Genomic DNA, 18,350 nt, shown 5'->3' with positions numbered 1-18,350 from the left:
GGATGCTCACTGTGACCTCCGTGAATGTGAATGGGATCCGTGCCGCCGCCAAGAAGGGGTTCTCCCCGTGGCTGGCCGGGTCGGACGCCGACGTGGTCTGCCTGCAGGAGGTGCGGGCCGAGGAGGGGCAGATTCCGGAGGAGGTCCGCACGCCCGACGGCTGGCACACCGTGTTCGCGCCGGCCGCCGCCAAGGGGCGGGCCGGGGTCGCGCTCTACACGCGCCGCGAGCCCGAGCGGGTGCAGGTGGGATTCGGGAGCGAGGAGTTCGACACGAGCGGGCGCTACCTGGAGGTCGATCTTCCGGGTGTCACCGTCGCCAGCCTCTACCTGCCCTCCGGCGAGGCCGGGACCGAGAAGCAGGACGAGAAGTACCGGTTCATGGGGGAGTTCCTCCCCTATCTGAGCGCCTTGCGGGCGCGGGCGGCCGCGGACGGGCGGGAGGTCGTCGTCTGCGGCGACTGGAACATCTGTCACCAGGAAGCCGACCTCAAGAACTGGAAGACCAACCGGAAGAACGCCGGCTTCCTGCCGGAGGAGCGGGAGTGGCTCGGGGAGGTGTACGGCACTGCCGGGTACGTGGACGTCGTACGGAGTCTGCACCCCGACACCGAGGGGCCGTACTCCTGGTGGTCCTACCGCGGGCGGGCCTTCGACAACGACGCCGGGTGGCGCATCGACCTACAGGTCGCGACCCCGGGGCTGGCCGCCAGGGCCGTGAAGGCGTTCGTCGAGCGGGCCGAGACGCACCCGGAGCGCTGGTCCGACCACGCGCCCGTGACCGTGGTCTACGAGCTGGGGTCCTGAGCCCCCGACGGGGCCCCGGCCGGAGCCCCCGAGGCCAGGAGGCGGTCCATCGCCATGGTGAGCTCCGCCTCCACCACGCTCTTGGCGAGGGGGCGCAGCCGCGCCAGTGCCTCCTCGCTCAGGTGGGTCGAGATCAGCTCCGTGAACAGGACCGCCATCTCGTCGGCGTGCTCGCGGACCCGGCGGCCCGTCTCCAGCACCGCCGAGAGCGGGATCCCCTCGCGGACCAGCGCCGAGGAGACGTCCAGCAGGCGGCGGCTGACGTGCACGATCTCGTCGCCGTCGGTGGCGAGGTAGCCGAGGTCCAGGGAGGCCGCCAGGTTCTCCGGGGTGACCTCGCCCTCGAAGTAGTCGGCGAGGGCCTCCGGCGTCAGTCGTACGGGGGTCTCCTCGGACCAGCCGATGCCGAGCAGTTCGCCGAGCTGGCCGACGTCGCGCCCGTTCTCGAAGGCGGCGGTCAGCTCGGCGATGCCGCCGAGGGTGTGGCCGCGCTCCAGCAGGGCGGCGATGGTGCGCAGCCGGGCCAGGTGGTGGTCGTCGTACCAGGCGATCCGGCCCTCGCGGCGCGGCGGCGGGAGGAGCTTGCGTTCGCGGTAGAAGCGCAGGGTGCGGACGGGGATGCCGGCCGCCTCGGCCAGTTCCTCCGTACGGTATTCACGCACTGTCGTCCCCGCTTCCGTGTCTTCCACAGGCGCAGCCTATGGCGTACCGACAGTAACTTTCCGGGCGCGACCTCTACCCATGAGTACGGAGCTGCTCTAGTCTCCCGATTGTGCCAGTGATTGCTGGCAGTGTTGCGCTGTGGGGCTGCGGAAGGCGGCGGGCATGAGCGGTGGCATGGGTGGGCGCGAGCACGTACGAGTGGCGGTGATCGGGTCCGGGTTCGGCGGGCTGGGCGCGGCCGTACGGCTGCGGCGCGAGGGGATCACGGACTTCGTCGTCCTGGAACGGGCCGATTCCGTGGGCGGGACCTGGCGCGACAACAGCTATCCCGGGTGCGCGTGCGACGTTCCCTCCCATCTCTATTCGTTCTCCTTCGCGCCCAACCCCGACTGGCCCCGGACGTTCTCCGGGCAGCCGGCCATCCGGGCGTACCTGGAGCACGTCGCCGACACCTTCGGGCTGCGCCCGCACGTCCGGCTGAACTCCGAGGTCCGGCTGATGCGCTGGGACGCCGACCGGCTGAGGTGGGAGATCGAGACCTCGGCCGGGGAGCTCACCGCCGACGTCGTGGTCTCCGCCACCGGGCCGCTGTCCGACCCGAAGATGCCGGAGATCCCCGGGCTCGCCGAGTTCCCCGGCAAGGTCTTCCACTCCGCGCGCTGGGACCACGACTACGACCTGCGCGGCAAGCGCGTCGCCATGATCGGCACCGGCGCCTCGGCCATCCAGATCGTGCCGGCCATCGCGCCCGACGTACGGCGGCTCACGCTGTTCCAGCGGACCCCGCCGTGGGTGATGCCCCGCACCGACCGGGCCATCAGCGGCGCGGAGCGCTGGCTGCACCGGCAGCTGCCGTTCACCCGGACGGCCCGCCGGGGGCTGCTGTGGGGGATCCGGGAACTCCAGGTCAGCGCCTTCACCAAGCGGCCGAACCAGCTCGGGCTCATCGAATCGCTGGCCAAGGCCAACATGGCGCGCTCGATCAAGGACCCGGCGCTGCTGGCCAAGCTGACGCCCTCGTACCGGATCGGCTGCAAGCGGATCCTGCTCTCCAGCGACTACTACCCGGCGCTGGCCCGGCCCAATGTGGACGTGGTCGCCTCCGGGCTCCGGGAGATCCGGGGCAACACGCTGGTCGCCGCCGACGGGACGGAGACGGAGGCCGACGCGATCGTCTTCGGCACCGGCTTCCACGTCACGGACATGCCGATCGCGGACCGGGTGGTGGGCGCGGAGGGACGGACGCTGGCGGACCACTGGAAGGACGGGATGCAGTCGTTGCGCGGGGCGACGGCGGCCGGCTTCCCGAACTGGATGACGATCATCGGGCCGAACACCGGGCTCGGCAACAGCTCGATGATCCTGATGATCGAGTCGCAGCTGAACTACATGGCGGACTACCTGCGTCAGCTCAATGTGCTCGGTGGGCAGGTCGCGCTCGCACCCCGGCCCTCGGCCGTGAACCAGTGGAACCGGCGGGTCCAGACCCGCATGGAGCGCACCGTGTGGAACACCGGCGGCTGCACCAGCTGGTACCTGGACGCGCAGGGGCGCAACACGACGGTCTGGCCGGGCACGACCGGCGAGTTCCGGAAGGAGACGCGGAGCGTGGACCTGTCCGAGTACGAGGTCATCCGGCTCCGGGACGCCGAGCGCGTCCCCGGCGCGGCCGCACACGCGGAGGGCGCCGCGTGAGCCGGCCCGCGTACGTCACCTCCGGGCGGTACGCCCCGCCCGTCGCTCGGCGCGAGCTGGTCGCGGTCTCCGCCGACGGGGCGCGGCTGCACGTGGAGGAGCACGGGGAAGAGGGCGCACCGGCCGTGGTGCTGGCGCACGGCTGGACCTGCTCCACCGCCTTCTGGGCCGCGCAGATCCGGGAGCTCGCCAAGGACCACCGGGTCATCGCCTACGACCAGCGCGGGCACGGGCGCAGCCCCGCCGCCTCCCGCTACGGCACCGACGCCCTCGCCGACGACCTCGTCGCCGTCCTTCGGTCCACCCTGGCCCCCGGAGAGCGGGCGGTCGTCGCCGGGCACTCCATGGGCGGGATGACGATCATGGCCGCCGCCGGGCGGCCGGAGTTCGCCGAGCACACCGCCGCCGCGCTGCTGTGCAGCACCGGCAGCGCCCGGCTGGTCGCGGAGGCGCTGGTCGTGCCCCTGCGCCCCGGGCGCGTACGGACCCGTATCACCGGCGCGGTCCTCGGAGCACGCGCCCCCCTCGGGCCCGTCACGCCGGTCGCCAAGCGGGTGCTGAAGTACGCCACCATGGGCCCCGGTTCCGCGCCCGACAAGGTCGAGGCCTGCGCCCGTATCGTGCACGCCTGCCCCACCGGCGTCCGGTACGCCTGGTCCGAAGTGCTGGCCGGGCTGGACCTGGAGGCGAACCTCGCGGCGCTCACCGTGCCCACCGCCGTGATCGGCGGCAAGAACGACCGGCTCACCCCGATCGTGCACGCCCGGGGGCTCGCCGCCGCGCTGCCGCACTGCGTGGGGCTGACCGAGCTGACCGGCATGGGGCACATGACCCCGATCGAGGCCCCCGAGGCCGTCACCGCCGCCGTACGCGAGCTGACCGTCCACCTGACGACCCCGACGAACGAGCTGAAGGAGAAGACGCCGTGAGCGCGAGCAGGAGTCTGGAAGGCCAGGTCGCCGTCGTCACCGGTGCGGCACGCGGGGTCGGTGAACTCCTCGCCCGCAAGCTCTCCGCGCGCGGCGCGAAGGTGGCGCTGGTGGGCCTGGAGCCCGAGGCCCTCAAGGAGGTCTCCGAGCGGCTGCACACCGACAGCGACCACTGGCACGCCGACGTCACCGACCACGAGGCCATGGCCCGGGTCGCCGAGGAGGTCAAGCAGCGCTTCGGCAAGGTCGACATCGTCGTCGCCAACGCGGGCGTGGCCGCCGGCGGTCCGTTCGCCGACTCCGACCCCGAGGCCTGGCGCCGGGTGATCGAGGTCAACCTGATCGGCGGCGCCGTCACCGCCCGCGCCTTCCTCCCCGTACTGGCCGAGAGCCGCGGCTACTTCCTCCAGATCGCCTCGCTCGCCGCGATCACGCCGGCGCCGATGATGAGCGCGTACTGCGCCTCCAAGTCCGGCGTCGAGGCCTTCGCGCACTGCCTGCGCGCCGAAGTCGGCCACAAGGGCGTCGAGGTGGGCGTCGGCTACCTCTCCTGGACCGACACCGACATGGTGCGCGGGGCCGACCAGGACGAGGTCATGCGGGAGCTGCGGCAGCGGCTGCCGTGGCCGTCGAACCGCACGTACCCGCTGGGCCCGGCCGTGGACCGGATCGTCGCCGGCATCGAGCGGCGCTCGCCGCACGTGTACGCGCAGTGGTGGCTGCGCGGGATGCAGGGCGTGCGCGGCTACCTGCCCGGGATCATCGCGACGGTCGGGCAGCGGGAGATGAAGCGCTTCGAGCCCAGGCTGACGAGCGTCTCCCGGGGACTGGTGGGGGCCGGGGGCGCCGCCGACGAGAAGGAGCGGACGCTGGGCACGGAGCGTCATTGATCGAAATGCGCGCTTTGTCCCCTCGTGCAAATCTGGTCGCAGCCCGGTCCCCTACACCCCTCCAGGAGTGAACAGCATGGGCATCAAAGACCAGTTCCAGGACAAGGCGCGCGAGCTCAAGGACAAGACCGACGAGGCCGGCAGGAGCGCGAAGGACGAGGCGTCCAAGCGCGGTGCACACGCCTCCGAGCCGGCCAAGAAGAAGGACAAGGTCCACGACGAGCTCGACGACAACTGGGACTTCTGACGCCCGGACGTCCTGAGCGGGACGGGGCGCGGTCCGTGAATCCACGGACCGCGCCCCTCCTGCGTGTCCCGATGCCCCTACTTCCCCGGCGGCCCTACGGCCTCGGCGGCAGCTTCGGACGCCGCAGGTCCGGTACGTCCGCGTACCCGGGCGGCACCGCGGCCGGCTCCTGCTCCAGCAGCTCCAGCGCCAGGAACACGGCGTCGTCCAGCTGCGCGTGCCGCCCCTCCGCCCAGTCGAGCGGGGTCCGCAGGATCGCGAGGTCCGGTTCCACGCCGTGGTTCTCCACCGACCACCCGTACTCCGGGAACCAGGCGGCGTTCATCGGCACCGTGATCACCGTGCCGTCGCCCAGGGTGTGCCGGCCGGTCATCCCGACCACCCCGCCCCACGTGCGCTGGCCGACCACCGGCCCGAGCCCGAGCAGCTTGAAGGCCGCCGTGATCATGTCCCCGTCCGAGGAGGTCGCCTCGTCGGCCAGCGCCACGATCGGACCGCGGGGCGCGTTGGAGGCGTACGAGACCGGCTGGGCGTTGCGCGTCAGGTCCCAGCCGAGGATCGAACGGGTCAGCTTCTCCACCACCAGCTCGCTGATGTGCCCGCCCGCGTTGCCGCGTACGTCCACGATCAGTGCGGGCCGGGACATCTCCATCCGCAGGTCCCGGTTGAACTGCGCCCAGCCCGAGCCGCCCATGTCGGGGATGTGCAGGTAGCCGCACTTGCCGCCGCTGACCTCGCGGACCACCGCGCGCCGCTTGGACACCCAGTCCTGGTAGCGCAGCGGCCGCTCGTCGATCAGCGGCACGATCGCCACCCGCCGGGCCAGGCCCCGGCCCTCGCCCTCGGCGGGCTTGAAGGTCAGCTCGACCGTGGTGCCGCCGGCCGCCGAGAGCAGCGGATAGGGCCCGGCCACCGGGTCCACCGGCCGCCCGTCGACGTGGGTGAGGACGGCGCCCTCCCGGATGCCGGTGCCGGCGAGCGGGGAGCGGGCCTTGGAGTCGGAGGACTCGCCCGGCAGGATCCGCGCGAGCACCCAGCCCTCCTCGCGCGGGACGAGGTTGGCGCCGAGCAGCCCGATGGGCCGGTGGTAGTGCGGCGGGCCCTCGTTGCGGCGCGCGGGGGAGACGTACGCGTGCGAGGTGCCGAGCTCGCCGAGCACCTCGCGCAGCAGGTCCGCGAACTCGTCGGGCGAGGCGACCCGTTCGACCAGGGGGCGGTACTGGCGCAGCACCCCGTCCCAGTCGATGTTGCACATGCCCGGCTCCCAGAAGTACGCGCGGATCAGCCGGCCGGCCTCCTCGAAGGCCTGGCGCCACTCGGCGGCCGGGTCCACCTCGTGCAGGATGCGCCGCAGGTCCAGGTAGACGGTGGAGTCGCTGTCGCCGGACTCGGTCGACGGGACCGCGCGCAGGTCGCCGTCGTCGTTGACGACGAGCCGGGTGCCGTCGCCGCTGACCGCGAACCAGTCCAGCCCGGAGGCCAGTTCGCTCTTGCGTGCCTTGGTGATCTCGAAGTGCTCCAGCGTGGGCTTGCCGCTGGTGTCGGTCGGGTTGGCGAAGGTCTCGCCGAGCGCGCCCGAGATCGGCCAGCGCAGCCACACCAGTCCGCCGCCGCTGACCGGGTACAGGGCCGAGTACTTCGACGCCGTCACCGGGAAGGGGGTGACGCGGCTCTCCAGCCCCTCCACCTCCACCATGACCGCGCCCTCGCCCTCGGTGGGCTCGCCCTCGCCCGGGTCGAGTCCGCCCGCCGCCGGGCGCCCGTCGGGGGTGAACGCGAACGGCGAGGGGGTCGCCGAGGACAGCGGCACCAGGTACGGGCGGCAGCCCAGCGGGAAGGACAGGTCGCCGGTGTGCACGTCGTACACCGGGTCGAAACCGCGCCACGAGAGGAAGGCCAGGTAGCGGCCGTCGCGGGTGAAGACCGGGTTCTCGTCCTCGAAGCGGCCGTTGGTGACGTCCACGACGGAGCGCGGACCGGGGCCGGAGATCCGGGCCATCTTGATCTGCCGCAGCGAGCGCCCGATCCCCGGGTGCGACCAGGCCAGCCAGTCCCCGTCGGGAGAGAACGCAAGGTCGGTGACGGGCCCGTTGATGGACCGGATCAGCTCGGTGACTTCCGCGTCGGACCCCTCGCTGCCCGCGGCGTCCGCCTCGTCGTCGGACACGGTGATGAGCAGCAGCCGCCCGTCGTTGGAGGCGATCGCGAGCCGCTCCCCGTCCGGATCGGAGAGCAGTTCCAGTACGCGGCCCAGCTCGCCGGAGGCCAGCCGGCGCGGCTCCCGGTCCCCGGAGGCCCGCGGGAGGTAGGCGATCTCGATCGCGTCCTCGCCCTCCGCGTCCGTCACGTACGCGACGCGCCCGCTGCTGCCGAGCATCTCGGGCAGCCGCACCCGTACGCCCGGGGTGTCGGCGATGGTCCGGGCCGGTCCGTCGCGGTGGGTGAGCCAGTACAGGCTGCCGCGGATGACGACCGCGCTGGCCCGCCCGGTGGCGTCGACGGAGAGCGAGTCGACGTGGCTGGCGGCCGGGACCTGGTACGTACGGCGGCCCGCCCGCGGACCGCCCAGCCGGATCCGGAGCCGGCGCGGGACGGCCTCGGGGGCCAGCGAGTCGACGAGCCAGAGGTCCCCGCCGCACTGGTAGACGACGCGGGAGCCGTCGCTGGAGGCGTGCCGGGCGTAGAACTCCGCGTGGTCGGTGTGCCGGCGCAGGTCGGTGCCGTCGGGCAGGCAGGAGTAGAGGTTGCCGATGCCCTCGTGGTCGGAGAGGAAGGCGATCCGGCCGTCCACGAACATCGGGGCGTCGAGGTGGCCCTCGATGTGTTCCAGCAGCCGCTTGCCGTGCAGCCACAGCCGGCCGGTGGCGCCGCCGCGGTAGCGCTTCCAGGCGGCGGGCTCGTGCGGGGGCTTGCCGGTCAGCAGCAGGGTGCGCCGCTCGCCCGCGCCCTCCCCGTCGGGGGCGTCCTCGTGGACGGCGATGTCGGAGACCGGGCCCCAGGGGAGCTTGCCGCCGGGCGAGCCGTCGGTCGGCACGCTGTAGGCCCAGGCGTAGTAGGAGAAGGGCTGGCCGTGCGAGGACACGGCGAGGATGTCGCTGTGGCCGTCCTTGTCGGGCGGGGTCCAGCCGCAGACCCGGGTGTCGGTGGCGCCCCAGTAGGTGAGCTGGCGGGCCGGGCCGCCGGCCACCGGGGCGAGGTGGATCTCGGGGTCGAGGCTGCGCCAGCTCGTGAAGGCGATGTGCCGGCCGTCGGGGGAGAACCGGGGGTGGCCGACCCTGGTCCGGTCGACGGTGATCCGCCAGGCCCGGCCGGGCGTTTCGTCTTCGGGGACCAGCGGGGCGACCCAGAGGTCGTCCTCGGTCGCGAAGCACAGCAGATCGTCGTGGAGGTGCGGGAAGCGGAGGTACGCGCCGTCGTGACTCACCCCACAATGCTTTCCGCGCCGAGGGGGCCTGGCAACTCGTACAGGTGATCCATGCCCGCGACAGGTGACCCACGCCACGCGCCGAAACGAAACGGAACGGTTTCGTTTCGTTGGCGGCAGGGGTATCGTCATCGGTGTACGAAACAGTTTCGTTCGGATGGGAGGTGCCGGAGATGTCCGAAGAAGTCTCGCCGGAGGTCTCGTCGCGACGCAGCCGGATCACCCCCGAGCGGGAGGCCGAGCTCCACGAGGCGGTCCTCGACCTCCTGCGCGAGGTCGGCTACGAGGCGCTGACCATGGACGCGGTCGCCGCCCGTACCAAGTCCAGCAAGGCCACCCTCTACCGCCAGTGGGGGAGCAAGCCCGAGCTGGTCGCCAAGGCGCTGCGCTGCACCCAGCCGATGTCCCTGCGGGAGATCGACACGGGCAGCCTGCGCGGGGACTTCGGGCTCATGGTCCAGCACTCCGACGACGCGCAGATGGCGAAGGACACCGCACTGATGCGGGGCCTGACCCATGCGGTCCACGAGAGCCCGGAACTCCACAAGGCACTGCGCGAACTGCTGGTCGACCCGGAGATCACCGGTCTCCAGGCGATGCTGCAGCGGGCCGTCGACCGGGGAGAGATCGCCCCGGACTGTCCGGCCCTTGCCTTCGTACCGCACATGCTCATCGGCGCGTTCATCGCGCTCCCGCTGATCGAGGACCGGTCCGTCGACCGCGCCTTCCTCGGTCACTTCATCGACGCCGTGGTCTTCCCCGCCCTCGGCGTCTGAGTCCCGCGACTCCTTCCCGCTGCTCCTGACACGCCGCTCTCGTCGTCGGGCCGGCTCTCCACGCCCTGATCCGTCCCGGATCCACCACGACCTGAACGGGAGAACCGCCTCCGTGGCTACCTTCCTCTACCGACTCGGCAGGGGCGCCTTCCGGCGCCGCGGCCTGGTCGCACTCCTCTGGGTGGCACTGCTGTTCGCCGCCGGCTTCGGCGCGGCGACGGCGTCCGCACCCAGCTCCGGATCGTTCTCGATACCCGGCACGGAGGCCCAGAAGGCCTTCGACGTGCTGGACAAGAAGTTCCCGGGCATGGCCGCCGACGGCGCCACCGCCCGCATCGTGGTCAAGGCGCCCGCGGGCTCCTCGGTCAACGACGGGAAGAACAAGACCGAGGTCGAGAAGATCGTCTCCGACCTGAAGGACGGTCCGGGCAAGGCCCAGGTCGCCTCGGTCACCGATCCGTACGAGGCCCACGCGGTGAGCCAGGACGGCTCCACCGCGTACGTGAGCGTCAAGTACACCGTCAGCGGCATGGAGCTGAAGGACGAGGCGCGCGACGCGCTCAAGGACTCCGGCACCGCGGCCAAGGCCGCCGGGCTCACCGTCGAGATCGGCGGCGACGCCCTGATGACGGCCCCCGAGACGGGCTCCGGCGAGATCGTCGGCATCCTGATCGCGGCGATCGTGCTCGTCATCACCTTCGGCTCGCTGATCGCGGCCGGGCTGCCGCTGCTGACCGCGCTCATCGGCGTGGGCATCGGCGTCTCCTCCATCACCGCGCTCGCCAACGTGCTGGACCTCGGCTCCACCACCTCCACCCTCGCGATGATGATCGGCCTCGCGGTCGGCATCGACTACGCCCTCTTCATCGTCTCCCGCTACCGCGCGGAGCTCGCCGAGGGCCGGGAGCGGGACGAGGCCGCGGGCCGGGCCGCCGGAACCGCCGGCTCCGCCGTCGTCTTCGCCGGTCTCACCGTGGTCATCGCCCTCGTGGGCCTGGCCGTCGTCAACATCCCGATGCTGACCAAGATGGGCTTCGCGGCCGCTGGCACCGTGGTCATCGCCGTCCTCGTCGCGCTGACGCTGGTCCCGGCCATCCTGGGCTTCGCGGGCAAGAAGGTCCTGCCCGCCGGTACGAAGAGCAAGCTGTTCGGCAAGGGCAAGCCGGCCGGTGCCGAGCCCAAGGCCAACGGCGGCACCCGCTGGGCCCGCTTCGTCCTGCGCCGCCCGGTCATGGTGCTGCTGGTCGGCGTGATCGGCCTCGGCGCCATCGCCATCCCGGCGAGCAAGCTGGAGATGGGCCTTCCGGACGACGGCGCCCAGCCCGTCTCCACCACCCAGCGCAAGGCGTACGACCTGCTGTCCGACGGCTTCGGCCCGGGCTTCAACGGCCCGCTGATGGTCGTCGTGGACGGGGACAAGGCGCTCGCCGACAAGACGGTGGACCGGATCAAGGGCCTGGGGGGCGTGGCCGCGGTCATGCCGCCGATGCCCAACGAGGCCGGCGACGCCTCGATGATCACCGTCATCCCGAAGGACCGTCCGTCCTCCACGCAGACCGAGGACCTGGTCCACACGATCCGTGCCGGCAGCGGTGACGACGTCATGGTCACCGGCGCGACCGCGATGAACATCGACTTCTCGCAGAAGATGAACGACGCGCTGCTGCCCTACCTGGCGCTCGTGGTCGGTCTCGCCTTCCTGCTGCTGATGGTGGTCTTCCGCTCCATCCTGGTTCCGCTCAAGGCGGCCCTCGGCTTCCTGCTCTCCGTGGTCGCCGCCCTCGGCGCCGTCGTCGCGGTCTTCCAGTGGGGCTGGCTCGGCTCGCTCTTCGGGGTGGAGCAGACCGGTCCGATCATGAGCATGATGCCGATCTTCATGGTGGGCGTCGTCTTCGGTCTGGCCATGGACTACGAGGTCTTCCTCGTCACCCGCATGCGTGAGGCGTACGTCCACGGCGAGCGCCCGGGCCAGGCCGTCGTGACCGGCTTCCAGTACAGCGCGCGGGTGGTCGTGGCGGCCGCCGTCATCATGATCGCGGTGTTCTCGGGCTTCATCGGCGCCAGCGAGCAGATGATCAAGATGATCGGCTTCGGCCTCGCGATCGCCGTCCTCTTCGACGCCTTCGTCGTCCGCATGGCGATCGTCCCGGCGGTGCTCGCGCTGCTCGGCCACAAGGCCTGGTGGCTGCCGCGCTGGCTGGACCGGCTGCTGCCCAACGTGGACGTGGAGGGCGAGAGCCTGCGCAAGCACCTCGAAGGTTCCGCCGACTCCTCGGAGGGCCCGGACAAGGACCGCGAGCTGGTCAACGCCTGACCCCGGCCCCGCTCCGCATCGGCCCGGCCCCGCACCTGATCCCAGGTGCGGGGCCGGGCCCGTTCTGTGCGCAGGTCCCGTTTCGTCCGGGCCCGTTACGCCTGCCGGGTGACGGCGGCGTTCGTACGGCGCAGGAAGCGGCGCAGCGCGGCGATGTCGAACTGGATCACCGCGACGCCCTCGGGGGAGTGGAACTCGACGACCGCCTGGACGCGGCCGCAGGGCCAGACGCGTACGTCGCCGGTGCCGGTCGGAGCCTGCAGGCCTGCTTCGAGGAGGGCCCGGGGGAAGACCCACTCGTTGTCGGTGCCCTCGGGGGAGAGCCCGGCGGGGAAGACGATCCGTACGGCGAGCGGCTCCGCGGCGGCGAAGCGCAGGGCGACCGGGATCTTCCGGAAGAGCGGGTCGTCGCTGATCACGCGGGCGGTGACGCGGTCCTCGACGGAGGCGACTGCGGTGGCGGCGACGGCTGTGGCGACGGCGGTGGCGGCTGCGGCCGCGGGGGGATTCTCGGCGGTGGCTGACACGACAAGACTCCTCGAATCGGAACATACAAGTCCGTATTGCCCCCAGCCTCGCACATTCCCACGAATCCGCGCGGAGGTACTTGTGGCGTCGACGCTCTTGCCAATGGTTCGCAATTGGGCACTATTCTTGAGCGGTTAAAGATTTTGCCAGCTCAAAGACCGCAGGAAGCGGAGCAGCCCCATGCATGTGCCCGACGGCTTCATCGACGCCCCCGTCTCCATCGCCGCAGGTGTCGCCGCCGCGGGCGCGGTGGCCGTGAGCCTGCGCGGCGCCCGCCGGGAGCTCGGGGGCACCTCCCAGGCCGAAGGCTCTGGGGGAGAAAGAGCCGCGCCGCTGGCCGGGCTCGTCGCCGCGTTCATCTTCGCCGTCCAGATGCTGAACTTCCCGGTCGCCGCAGGCACCAGCGGGCACCTGCTGGGCGGGGCGCTCGCCGCGATCCTCGTGGGCCCCTACACGGGTGTGCTGTGCGTGTCCGTGGTGCTGCTCATGCAGGGCGTCCTGTTCGCCGACGGCGGGCTGACCGCCCTCGGGGTCAACGTCATGACCATGGCCGTCGTGACCGTGGTCGTCGCGTACGCCGTCTTCCGCGGGCTGTTGAAGCTCCTGCCCGACACCCGGCGCTCGGTCACCGTCGCCGCCTTCGCCGGAGCACTGCTCTCGGTGCCCGGCGCGGCCGTCATGTTCACCCTCCTGTACGCCCTCGGCGGGACCACCGACGTCCCGCTCGGCAAGGTGTTCACCGCCATGGTCGGCGTGCACGTGCTGATCGGCATCGGCGAGGCCGCGATCACCGCCGCGACCGTGGGCGCCGTACTGGCCGTACGGCCGGACCTGGTGCACGGGGCGCGCGGGCTGTCCGCGCCGCTGAAACTGCGCGTCGGCGGCGAGCTGGTCGACGCCCCGGTGGCGGCTCCGGTCGCGGCGCCCGCCGCCGCCCGTTCCACGAAGCCCGTGTGGATCACCGGCCTGGTCACCGCCCTCGTCCTGGCCGGCGTCGTCTCCTTCTACGCCTCCGGCAGCCCCGACGGCCTGGAGAAGGTCGCCGCCGACAAGGGCATCGACCAGAACGTGAAGGAGCACGCCACCGCCGACTCCCCGCTCGCCGACTACAGCGTCAAGGACGTCGACGACGCCCGTCTCTCCGGCGGCCTCGCCGGGGTCATCGGCGTCGGCGCGACCGTCGCCGTCGGCACCGGGATCTTCTGGACCGTACGCCGCCGGCGCGCGGAGGACCTGACGGCCGCCTCCACCACCTCGACCGCTTCCACGGCGGTCTGAGATGGGCGCGGGCCACGCCCACAAGCTCTACCGGCACGGGCACTCGCCGATCCACGCCCTGCCGCCGCACTGCAAGCTGGCCGCGGCCTTCGCCTTCGTCGTGGTCGTCGTCTCCACACCGCGCGAGGCGGTGTGGGCCTTCGGCCTGTACGCCGTCCTCATCGCAGCGGTCACGGCCGCGGCCCGGATCCCGGCCGGCTTCCTCCTGCGGCGGCTGCTGATCGAGGTCCCGTTCGTGGCCTTCGCCGTGCTCATGCCGTTCGTGGCGCAGGGCGAGCGGGTGGAGGTGCTCGGCATGTCGCTCAGCGTCTCGGGCCTGTGGGGCGCCTGGAACGTACTGGCCAAGGGCACGCTCGGGGTCGCCGCGTCCGTCCTGCTCGCCTCGACCACCGAGCTGCGGGCGCTGCTGCTCGGGCTCCAGCGGCTGAAGCTGCCGCCGCTGCTGGTGCAGATCGCCTCCTTCATGATCCGGTACGGCGACGTGATCACCGACGAGCTGCGGCGGATGTCGATCGCCCGGCGCTCGCGCGGGTTCGAGGCGGCCGGGATCCGGCACTGGGGCGTGCTGGCCAAGACCGCCGGAGCCCTGTTCATCCGCTCCTACGAGCGCGGCGAGCGGGTCCACCTCGCAATGGTCAGCCGCGGCTACGCCGGCTCGATGCCGGTGATCGACGAAGTCGTGGCCACCCGCGCCCAGTGGGCGTACGCGGCCGTACTCCCGGCGGCGGCGCTCGCCGTCTGTCTGATGGGATGGATCCTGTGACTGCCTCTCCCCCTGCCCCCGCTTTTCCTGCCTCCCTTGAGGTCTCCGGCCTCGCGTACGCCTATCCGGACGGGCACCAGGCCCTCTTCGGCGTGGACCTGACCGTGGGACAGGGGGAGCGGGTGGCCCTGCTCGGCCCGAACGGCGCCGGCAAGACCACGCTGGTGCTGCACCTCAACGGCATCCTCGGCGGCGGGGTCGGCACCGTGACGGTGGCCGGGCTGCCGGTCGAGAAGCGGAACTTCGCCGAGATCCGGCGCCGGGTCGGCATCGTCTTCCAGGACCCGGACGACCAGCTGTTCATGCCGACGGTGCGGGAGGACGTGGCCTTCGGCCCGGCTGCCGCCGGAATGCGGGGCGCGGAGCTGGAGGCGCGGGTCCGCGAGGCGCTGGAGCAGGTCGGCATGGAGGCCTTCGCGGACCGGCCGCCGCACCACCTGTCGTTCGGTCAGCGCCGCCGGGTCGCGGTGGCGACCGTACTGGCCATGCGGCCGGAGATCCTGGTCCTGGACGAGCCCTCGTCCAACCTGGACCCGGCCTCGCGGCGCGAGCTCGCCGACATCCTGCGCTCGCTGGACGTGACGGTGCTGATGGTGACCCACGACCTGCCGTACGCGCTGGAGCTGTGCCCGAGGTCCGTGATCCTGAGCGAGGGGGTCATCGCGGCCGACGGGCGCACGCAGGACCTGCTGTGCGACGAGGAGCTGATGCGGGCGCACCGGCTGGAGCTGCCGTTCGGGTTCGACCCGCGCTCGGTGTCGGTGGCATAGGCCGTCGGTGGCGGTGGCATAAGTCCGACCAGGTGATTGTTGGACCGCTCGTGGAGATCCAGGGTGAGGTGGCGGCGGGCTTCGAGGCCGTCCGGGACGCTTTCGTACGCAACTTCGAGGTGCTCGGGGACCGGGGCGCGGCGGTGGCCGTGTACCGGGACGGCCGGAAGGTCGTGGACCTGTGGGCGGGCCCGAAGGACGTGGAGGGCGGCGACGCAGGCGAGCCCTGGGCGGCCGGCACCGCGCAGGTGGTGCGCTCGGCCACCAAGGGCGTGGCCGCCGTCGTACCGCTGCTGCTGCACCAGCGGGGGCTGCTGGACCTGGACGCCCCGGTGGGGGCGTACTGGCCGGAGTTCAAGGCGGGCGGCAAGGAGCGGGCGCTGGTACGGGACCTGCTCGCGCACCGGGCGGCCGTGCCGGCACTGGACGTTCCGCTGACGCCGGTGGAGGCTGCGGACGGGCTTTCCGGGGCGCGTGCGGTCGCCGGGCAGCGGGCCTTCTGGGAGCCGGGTTCCGCGCACGGCTACCACGCGCAGACGTACAGCTGGCTGCTGTCGGAGCTGGTGCTGCGGGTGACCGGGGCCTCGCTGGGCCAGTGGCTGGCGCAGGAGGTCACGGGCCCGCGGGGGCTGGAGTTCTGGATCGGCCTGCCGGCGGGGGAGACGGGGCGCGTGGGCCGGGTGGGGCCGGTGGAGCCGCCTGCGGAGAGGGCGGGCGGGCTCAGGACGCGTCCGCGGAGAAACGTTTCGGATGCCTGGGCGGACCCGTCCTCGCTGACCCGGCGGGCGTTCGCGGCGATCACTCCGCTGCCGGACGAGAACGCCCCGGAGTTCCGGGCGGCCGAACTTCCGGCTTCGGCGGGCATCGGCACGGCGCGCGGCCTGGCGGGCGTGTACGCGGCGCTGCTGGGCGACACGCAGGACGGCCCGGGCCTGTTCACCCCGCAGACGCGCCGTCTGGCAGGTACGGAGCTGTCGTCCGGGCCGGACCGGGTGCTGGTGGTCAACACACGCTTCGGCCCGGGGTACATGCTGCACAGCCCGGCCTCGCCGCTGCTGTCGGCGGGGTCGTTCGGGCATCCGGGGCGCGGCGGGTCGCTGGGCTTCGCGGACCCGGAGGCCGGCGTCGCCTTCGGCTACGTGACGAACGCCCACGCCAAGTCGGTCACCGCCGACCCCCGGGCCCAGTCCCTGCTCCGCGCCGTCCGCGCCTCGCTCTGACCGTCCCCGGGGTCCCGGCCGCGGGCCGTCCCCGGGGTCAGGCCGTCCCCGGGGTCCCGGCCGCGGCCGGGACCCTGGAGCGTCAGGAGGCGTTCAGGACCGCTGCGACCAAGGGGCCCGCCGCGTCGCCGCCGTGGCCGCCGGCCTCGACCATCGCCGCCGCGGCCACGTCCCCGCTGTAGCCCGTGAACCAGCTGTCCGGGCTGCCCGCGCCGTCGACCTCCGCCGAGCCGGTCTTGGCTCCCTTGTCGGAGCCGCCCACCGAGCTCATCGCCTGCGCCGCCGTGCCGCTGGTCGCCGTCTGCTTCATCATCCGCACCAGCTGCTGCTGGACCGACGGCTTCATCTGCCGCGCCGCCTGGGCGATCGGCCGTCCGTCGAGCTCCGGCGCGACGAGCAGCGGCTGGTGGAAGCTCCCGCTGCGCGCGGTGGCGGTGAAGGAGGCCACGTTCAGCGGGTTCATGGTGATCCGGCCCTGCCCGATGTACTCGGCGGCCGCCTCCGCGCCCTTCGCCTCCGGCACCTGGCCGTCCGTCGAGCGGATGCCCGTCTTCCAGTTGTCCAGCCCGAGTCCGAAGACCTCCCGGGCCTCCTTCGCGAGCGCCCCGTCGTCGTCGACGTCGTCGATCTGCTTGATGAAGGCGGTGTTGCAGGACTTGGCGAAGCTGGTCGCGAAGTTCGCGCCGGGCAGTTCGAAGTTGTTCAGGTTGTGGAAGGAGCGGCCGCCCCAGGAGGCCTCCTTGGTGCACTCCGCCGGTCGGTCGGCCGCCGCCTTGCCCCGGTCGATCAGCATCGCCGCCGTCACGACCTTCATCGTCGAGCCGGGTGCCCGCCGCCCCTCCATCGCCGCGTTGAAGCCGTCCTTGCGGTTGTTGGCGACGGCAAGGATGTGCCCGTTGCCCGTCTGGACGGCGACCACCGAGGACTCCGGGTACTTGGCGACGGCCTTCTCGGCCGCCGCCTGCACCTTGGCGTCCAGGTACGTCTTCAGCGTGCTCGGCTCCCCCTCCACCAGCGTCAGCAGGGTCCGCTTCGGCGCGTCCTGCGCGGCCGGCTCGATCCACAGCTCGGCCCCGGCCTTGCCGCCCACCTTGCTGCCGTACGTCTGGCGCAGCTGGTCGAGGACCGGCCGCAGAGAGGGGTACTTCTCGGCGCTGAGCTCCTCGCCGTTACGGTCCACGGCCTTGACCGGCGGGGCCGCGGGCGTGCCCGCGCGCAGCTTCTCGTCCTTCTGCAGCTGCGGGTGGATCACCGAGGGCTGCCAGTCGACGAGGGGCTTCCCGCTGGTCAGCCCGCGTACGACGGTCAGCTTGGACTCGTACGCGAGCGGCTTGGTGACGCCCTCGTAGGTGATCTCCGCGGCGACGGCGAACGGGATGGTCGTGCCCGTCTGCGCCCCCGGAGTGATCACCGCCTTGGACACGTACGCCTTGGCCCGGTAGTCGGCCACGGCGCTCTGCGCGGCCTGCACGTTGTTCGTCAACTCTGCTGCCGCCGGCGCGTCCCCGGCCGCCCAGGCGGCGAAGAAGGCCTTCGCGGTCTGCGCCGCCTCCTTGTCGGTGACGGGCCCGCTGCCCTTCTCGGCCTTCACGGCGGTGTCGCCGCCCTTGCCGCCATCCTTGCTATCGCCGTCCCCGACCAGCGCGTACACCCCGTACCCGGCCCCGCCGAGCATCGCGAGGAACACCCCGCCGACGATGGCCCCCTTCGCCGCCCCGTTCACGTACATCCTCCCCAGATCCCCGTCGTTCTCTGAACGTGTTCAAAGAACCTCTGGTGCGGACCTTACGCTGTGCCAACGAGACGCGTACGGCTTGTTACCAGACCGGAACAACCGGCGGGTCAGCTGACCGCCACCTTGGTTCCGTCAGGGAGCGTGCACCAGGTTCCGCCGTAGGGCTGGCTCGTCACCGTTCCGCCCTGGTCGGTGCACTCCGCGGACGTGATGGTCGGAGCCGCCGCCTGGGCCGCAGTGGCACCGAGGGCGCTCGCACCGGCCAGGGTCGCCGTGGCGAGAGCGAGGCCGAGCAGTCGTCGTATGCGCATG

Annotated in this window: 16 protein-coding genes; 11 read left to right on the top strand and 5 right to left on the bottom strand. The window is 72.2% G+C overall.

Annotated elements, in window-relative coordinates; genetic code table 11:
* Positions 1 to 2 precede the first annotated feature (2 nt).
* Positions 3 to 806, top strand: coding sequence for an exodeoxyribonuclease III (locus OG509_RS15915; protein WP_406183211.1), 804 nt, complete (start codon positions 3 to 5; stop codon positions 804 to 806).
* Here the strand turns inward: OG509_RS15915 and OG509_RS15910 are convergent.
* On the bottom strand, positions 788 to 1,495 hold the full coding sequence (locus OG509_RS15910; protein WP_406183210.1) for a MerR family transcriptional regulator: 708 nt from the start codon (positions 1,493 to 1,495) through the stop codon (positions 788 to 790). The two genes, OG509_RS15915 and OG509_RS15910, sit on opposite strands and share 19 nt — an antisense overlap.
* A 148-nt stretch (positions 1,496 to 1,643) precedes the next feature.
* On the opposite strand from OG509_RS15910, the gene OG509_RS15905 reads away from it, so the two are divergent.
* The 4 genes from OG509_RS15905 (at position 1,644) to OG509_RS15890 (ending at position 5,230) form a co-directional block, all read left to right on the top strand.
* Positions 1,644 to 3,164 carry a flavin-containing monooxygenase gene (locus tag OG509_RS15905; RefSeq protein ID WP_406187594.1) on the top strand — a complete coding sequence of 507 codons (1,521 nt, stop codon included), beginning with the start codon at positions 1,644 to 1,646 and terminating at the stop codon, positions 3,162 to 3,164.
* Complete coding sequence (locus tag OG509_RS15900) at positions 3,161 to 4,093, top strand: alpha/beta fold hydrolase (protein WP_406183209.1); 933 nt, start codon at positions 3,161 to 3,163, stop codon at positions 4,091 to 4,093. Before OG509_RS15905 ends, OG509_RS15900 begins: the two co-directional genes overlap by 4 nt.
* Complete coding sequence (locus OG509_RS15895) at positions 4,090 to 4,983, top strand: SDR family oxidoreductase (RefSeq protein ID WP_406183208.1); 894 nt, start codon at positions 4,090 to 4,092, stop codon at positions 4,981 to 4,983. The genes OG509_RS15900 and OG509_RS15895 overlap by 4 nt, the downstream gene beginning before the upstream one ends.
* Positions 4,984 to 5,059: 76 nt before the next feature.
* On the top strand, positions 5,060 to 5,230 hold the full coding sequence (locus OG509_RS15890; RefSeq protein WP_385589380.1) for a hypothetical protein: 171 nt from the start codon (positions 5,060 to 5,062) through the stop codon (positions 5,228 to 5,230).
* 94 nt (positions 5,231 to 5,324) lie between these two features.
* On the opposite strand, the gene OG509_RS15885 is transcribed toward OG509_RS15890, so the two are convergent.
* A complete protein-coding gene (locus tag OG509_RS15885; protein ID WP_406183207.1) occupies positions 5,325 to 8,654 on the bottom strand; it encodes a S41 family peptidase in 3,330 nt (1,109 codons plus the stop codon).
* Between the two features lie 173 nt (positions 8,655 to 8,827).
* Here OG509_RS15885 and OG509_RS15880 point away from each other — a divergent pair, with 173 nt between their 5' ends.
* Both OG509_RS15880 and OG509_RS15875 read left to right on the top strand, forming a co-directional pair.
* Positions 8,828 to 9,430 carry a TetR/AcrR family transcriptional regulator gene (locus tag OG509_RS15880; protein WP_406183206.1) on the top strand — a complete coding sequence of 201 codons (603 nt, stop codon included), beginning with the start codon at positions 8,828 to 8,830 and terminating at the stop codon, positions 9,428 to 9,430.
* Between the two features lie 112 nt (positions 9,431 to 9,542).
* Positions 9,543 to 11,744 (top strand): MMPL family transporter, encoded by a 2,202-nt coding sequence (locus OG509_RS15875; RefSeq protein WP_406183205.1) that lies wholly within the window; start codon positions 9,543 to 9,545, stop codon positions 11,742 to 11,744.
* 95 nt (positions 11,745 to 11,839) lie between these two features.
* On the opposite strand, the gene OG509_RS15870 is transcribed toward OG509_RS15875, so the two are convergent.
* A complete protein-coding gene (locus tag OG509_RS15870; RefSeq protein ID WP_406183204.1) occupies positions 11,840 to 12,271 on the bottom strand; it encodes an SsgA family sporulation/cell division regulator in 432 nt (143 codons plus the stop codon).
* A gap of 181 nt (positions 12,272 to 12,452) precedes the next feature.
* Between OG509_RS15870 and OG509_RS15865 the strand changes: the two genes are divergently transcribed.
* Genes OG509_RS15865 through OG509_RS15850 form a run of 4 tightly spaced genes read left to right on the top strand, consistent with a single transcriptional unit; the run spans position 12,453 to position 16,303 of the window.
* Positions 12,453 to 13,550, top strand: a complete 1,098-nt coding sequence (locus tag OG509_RS15865; protein ID WP_406183203.1) for an energy-coupling factor ABC transporter permease — start codon at positions 12,453 to 12,455, stop codon at positions 13,548 to 13,550.
* Position 13,551: 1 nt separating this feature from the next.
* Complete coding sequence (gene cbiQ / locus OG509_RS15860; protein WP_385589369.1) at positions 13,552 to 14,313, top strand: cobalt ECF transporter T component CbiQ; 762 nt, start codon at positions 13,552 to 13,554, stop codon at positions 14,311 to 14,313.
* On the top strand, positions 14,301 to 15,083 hold the full coding sequence (locus OG509_RS15855; RefSeq protein WP_406183202.1) for an energy-coupling factor ABC transporter ATP-binding protein: 783 nt from the start codon (positions 14,301 to 14,303) through the stop codon (positions 15,081 to 15,083). The genes cbiQ and OG509_RS15855 overlap by 13 nt, the downstream gene beginning before the upstream one ends.
* 50 nt (positions 15,084 to 15,133) lie before the next feature.
* Positions 15,134 to 16,303 carry a serine hydrolase domain-containing protein gene (locus OG509_RS15850; protein WP_406183201.1) on the top strand — a complete coding sequence of 390 codons (1,170 nt, stop codon included), beginning with the start codon at positions 15,134 to 15,136 and terminating at the stop codon, positions 16,301 to 16,303.
* An 82-nt stretch (positions 16,304 to 16,385) separates the two neighbouring features.
* Here OG509_RS15850 and OG509_RS15845 read toward each other — a convergent pair whose 3' ends face one another.
* Both OG509_RS15845 and OG509_RS15840 read right to left on the bottom strand, forming a co-directional pair.
* Entirely contained in the window at positions 16,386 to 18,026 is a 1,641-nt protein-coding gene (locus OG509_RS15845) for a penicillin-binding transpeptidase domain-containing protein (RefSeq protein WP_406187593.1), read from the bottom strand.
* Positions 18,027 to 18,145: 119 nt separating this feature from the next.
* Positions 18,146 to 18,349 carry a hypothetical protein gene (locus OG509_RS15840; protein ID WP_406183200.1) on the bottom strand — a complete coding sequence of 68 codons (204 nt, stop codon included), beginning with the start codon at positions 18,347 to 18,349 and terminating at the stop codon, positions 18,146 to 18,148.
* Position 18,350: the final 1 nt, after the last annotated feature.

It is taken from the genome of Streptomyces sp. NBC_01006 (assembly GCF_045162725.1).
Taxonomy (GTDB): domain Bacteria; phylum Actinomycetota; class Actinomycetes; order Streptomycetales; family Streptomycetaceae; genus Streptomyces.
The sequence above is the reverse complement of the archived record's forward strand: the minus strand, read 5'-3'. Positions and strand labels throughout refer to the sequence as shown.

Bases quoted from the DNA above. Each gene is read 5' to 3' on its own strand.
- OG509_RS15915 (WP_406183211.1), top strand. From the start codon at position 3: ATGCTCACTGTGACCTCCGTGAATGTGAATGGGATCCGTGCCGCCGCC.
- OG509_RS15905 (WP_406187594.1), top strand. From the start codon at position 1,644: ATGGGTGGGCGCGAGCACGTACGAGTGGCGGTGATCGGGTCCGGGTTC.
- OG509_RS15890 (WP_385589380.1), top strand. From the start codon at position 5,060: ATGGGCATCAAAGACCAGTTCCAGGACAAGGCGCGCGAGCTCAAGGAC.
- OG509_RS15880 (WP_406183206.1), top strand. From the start codon at position 8,828: ATGTCCGAAGAAGTCTCGCCGGAGGTCTCGTCGCGACGCAGCCGGATC.
- OG509_RS15865 (WP_406183203.1), top strand. From the start codon at position 12,453: ATGCATGTGCCCGACGGCTTCATCGACGCCCCCGTCTCCATCGCCGCA.
- cbiQ (WP_385589369.1), top strand. From the start codon at position 13,552: ATGGGCGCGGGCCACGCCCACAAGCTCTACCGGCACGGGCACTCGCCG.
- OG509_RS15855 (WP_406183202.1), top strand. From the start codon at position 14,301: ATGGATCCTGTGACTGCCTCTCCCCCTGCCCCCGCTTTTCCTGCCTCC.
- OG509_RS15840 (WP_406183200.1), bottom strand. From the start codon at position 18,349: ATGCGCATACGACGACTGCTCGGCCTCGCTCTCGCCACGGCGACCCTG.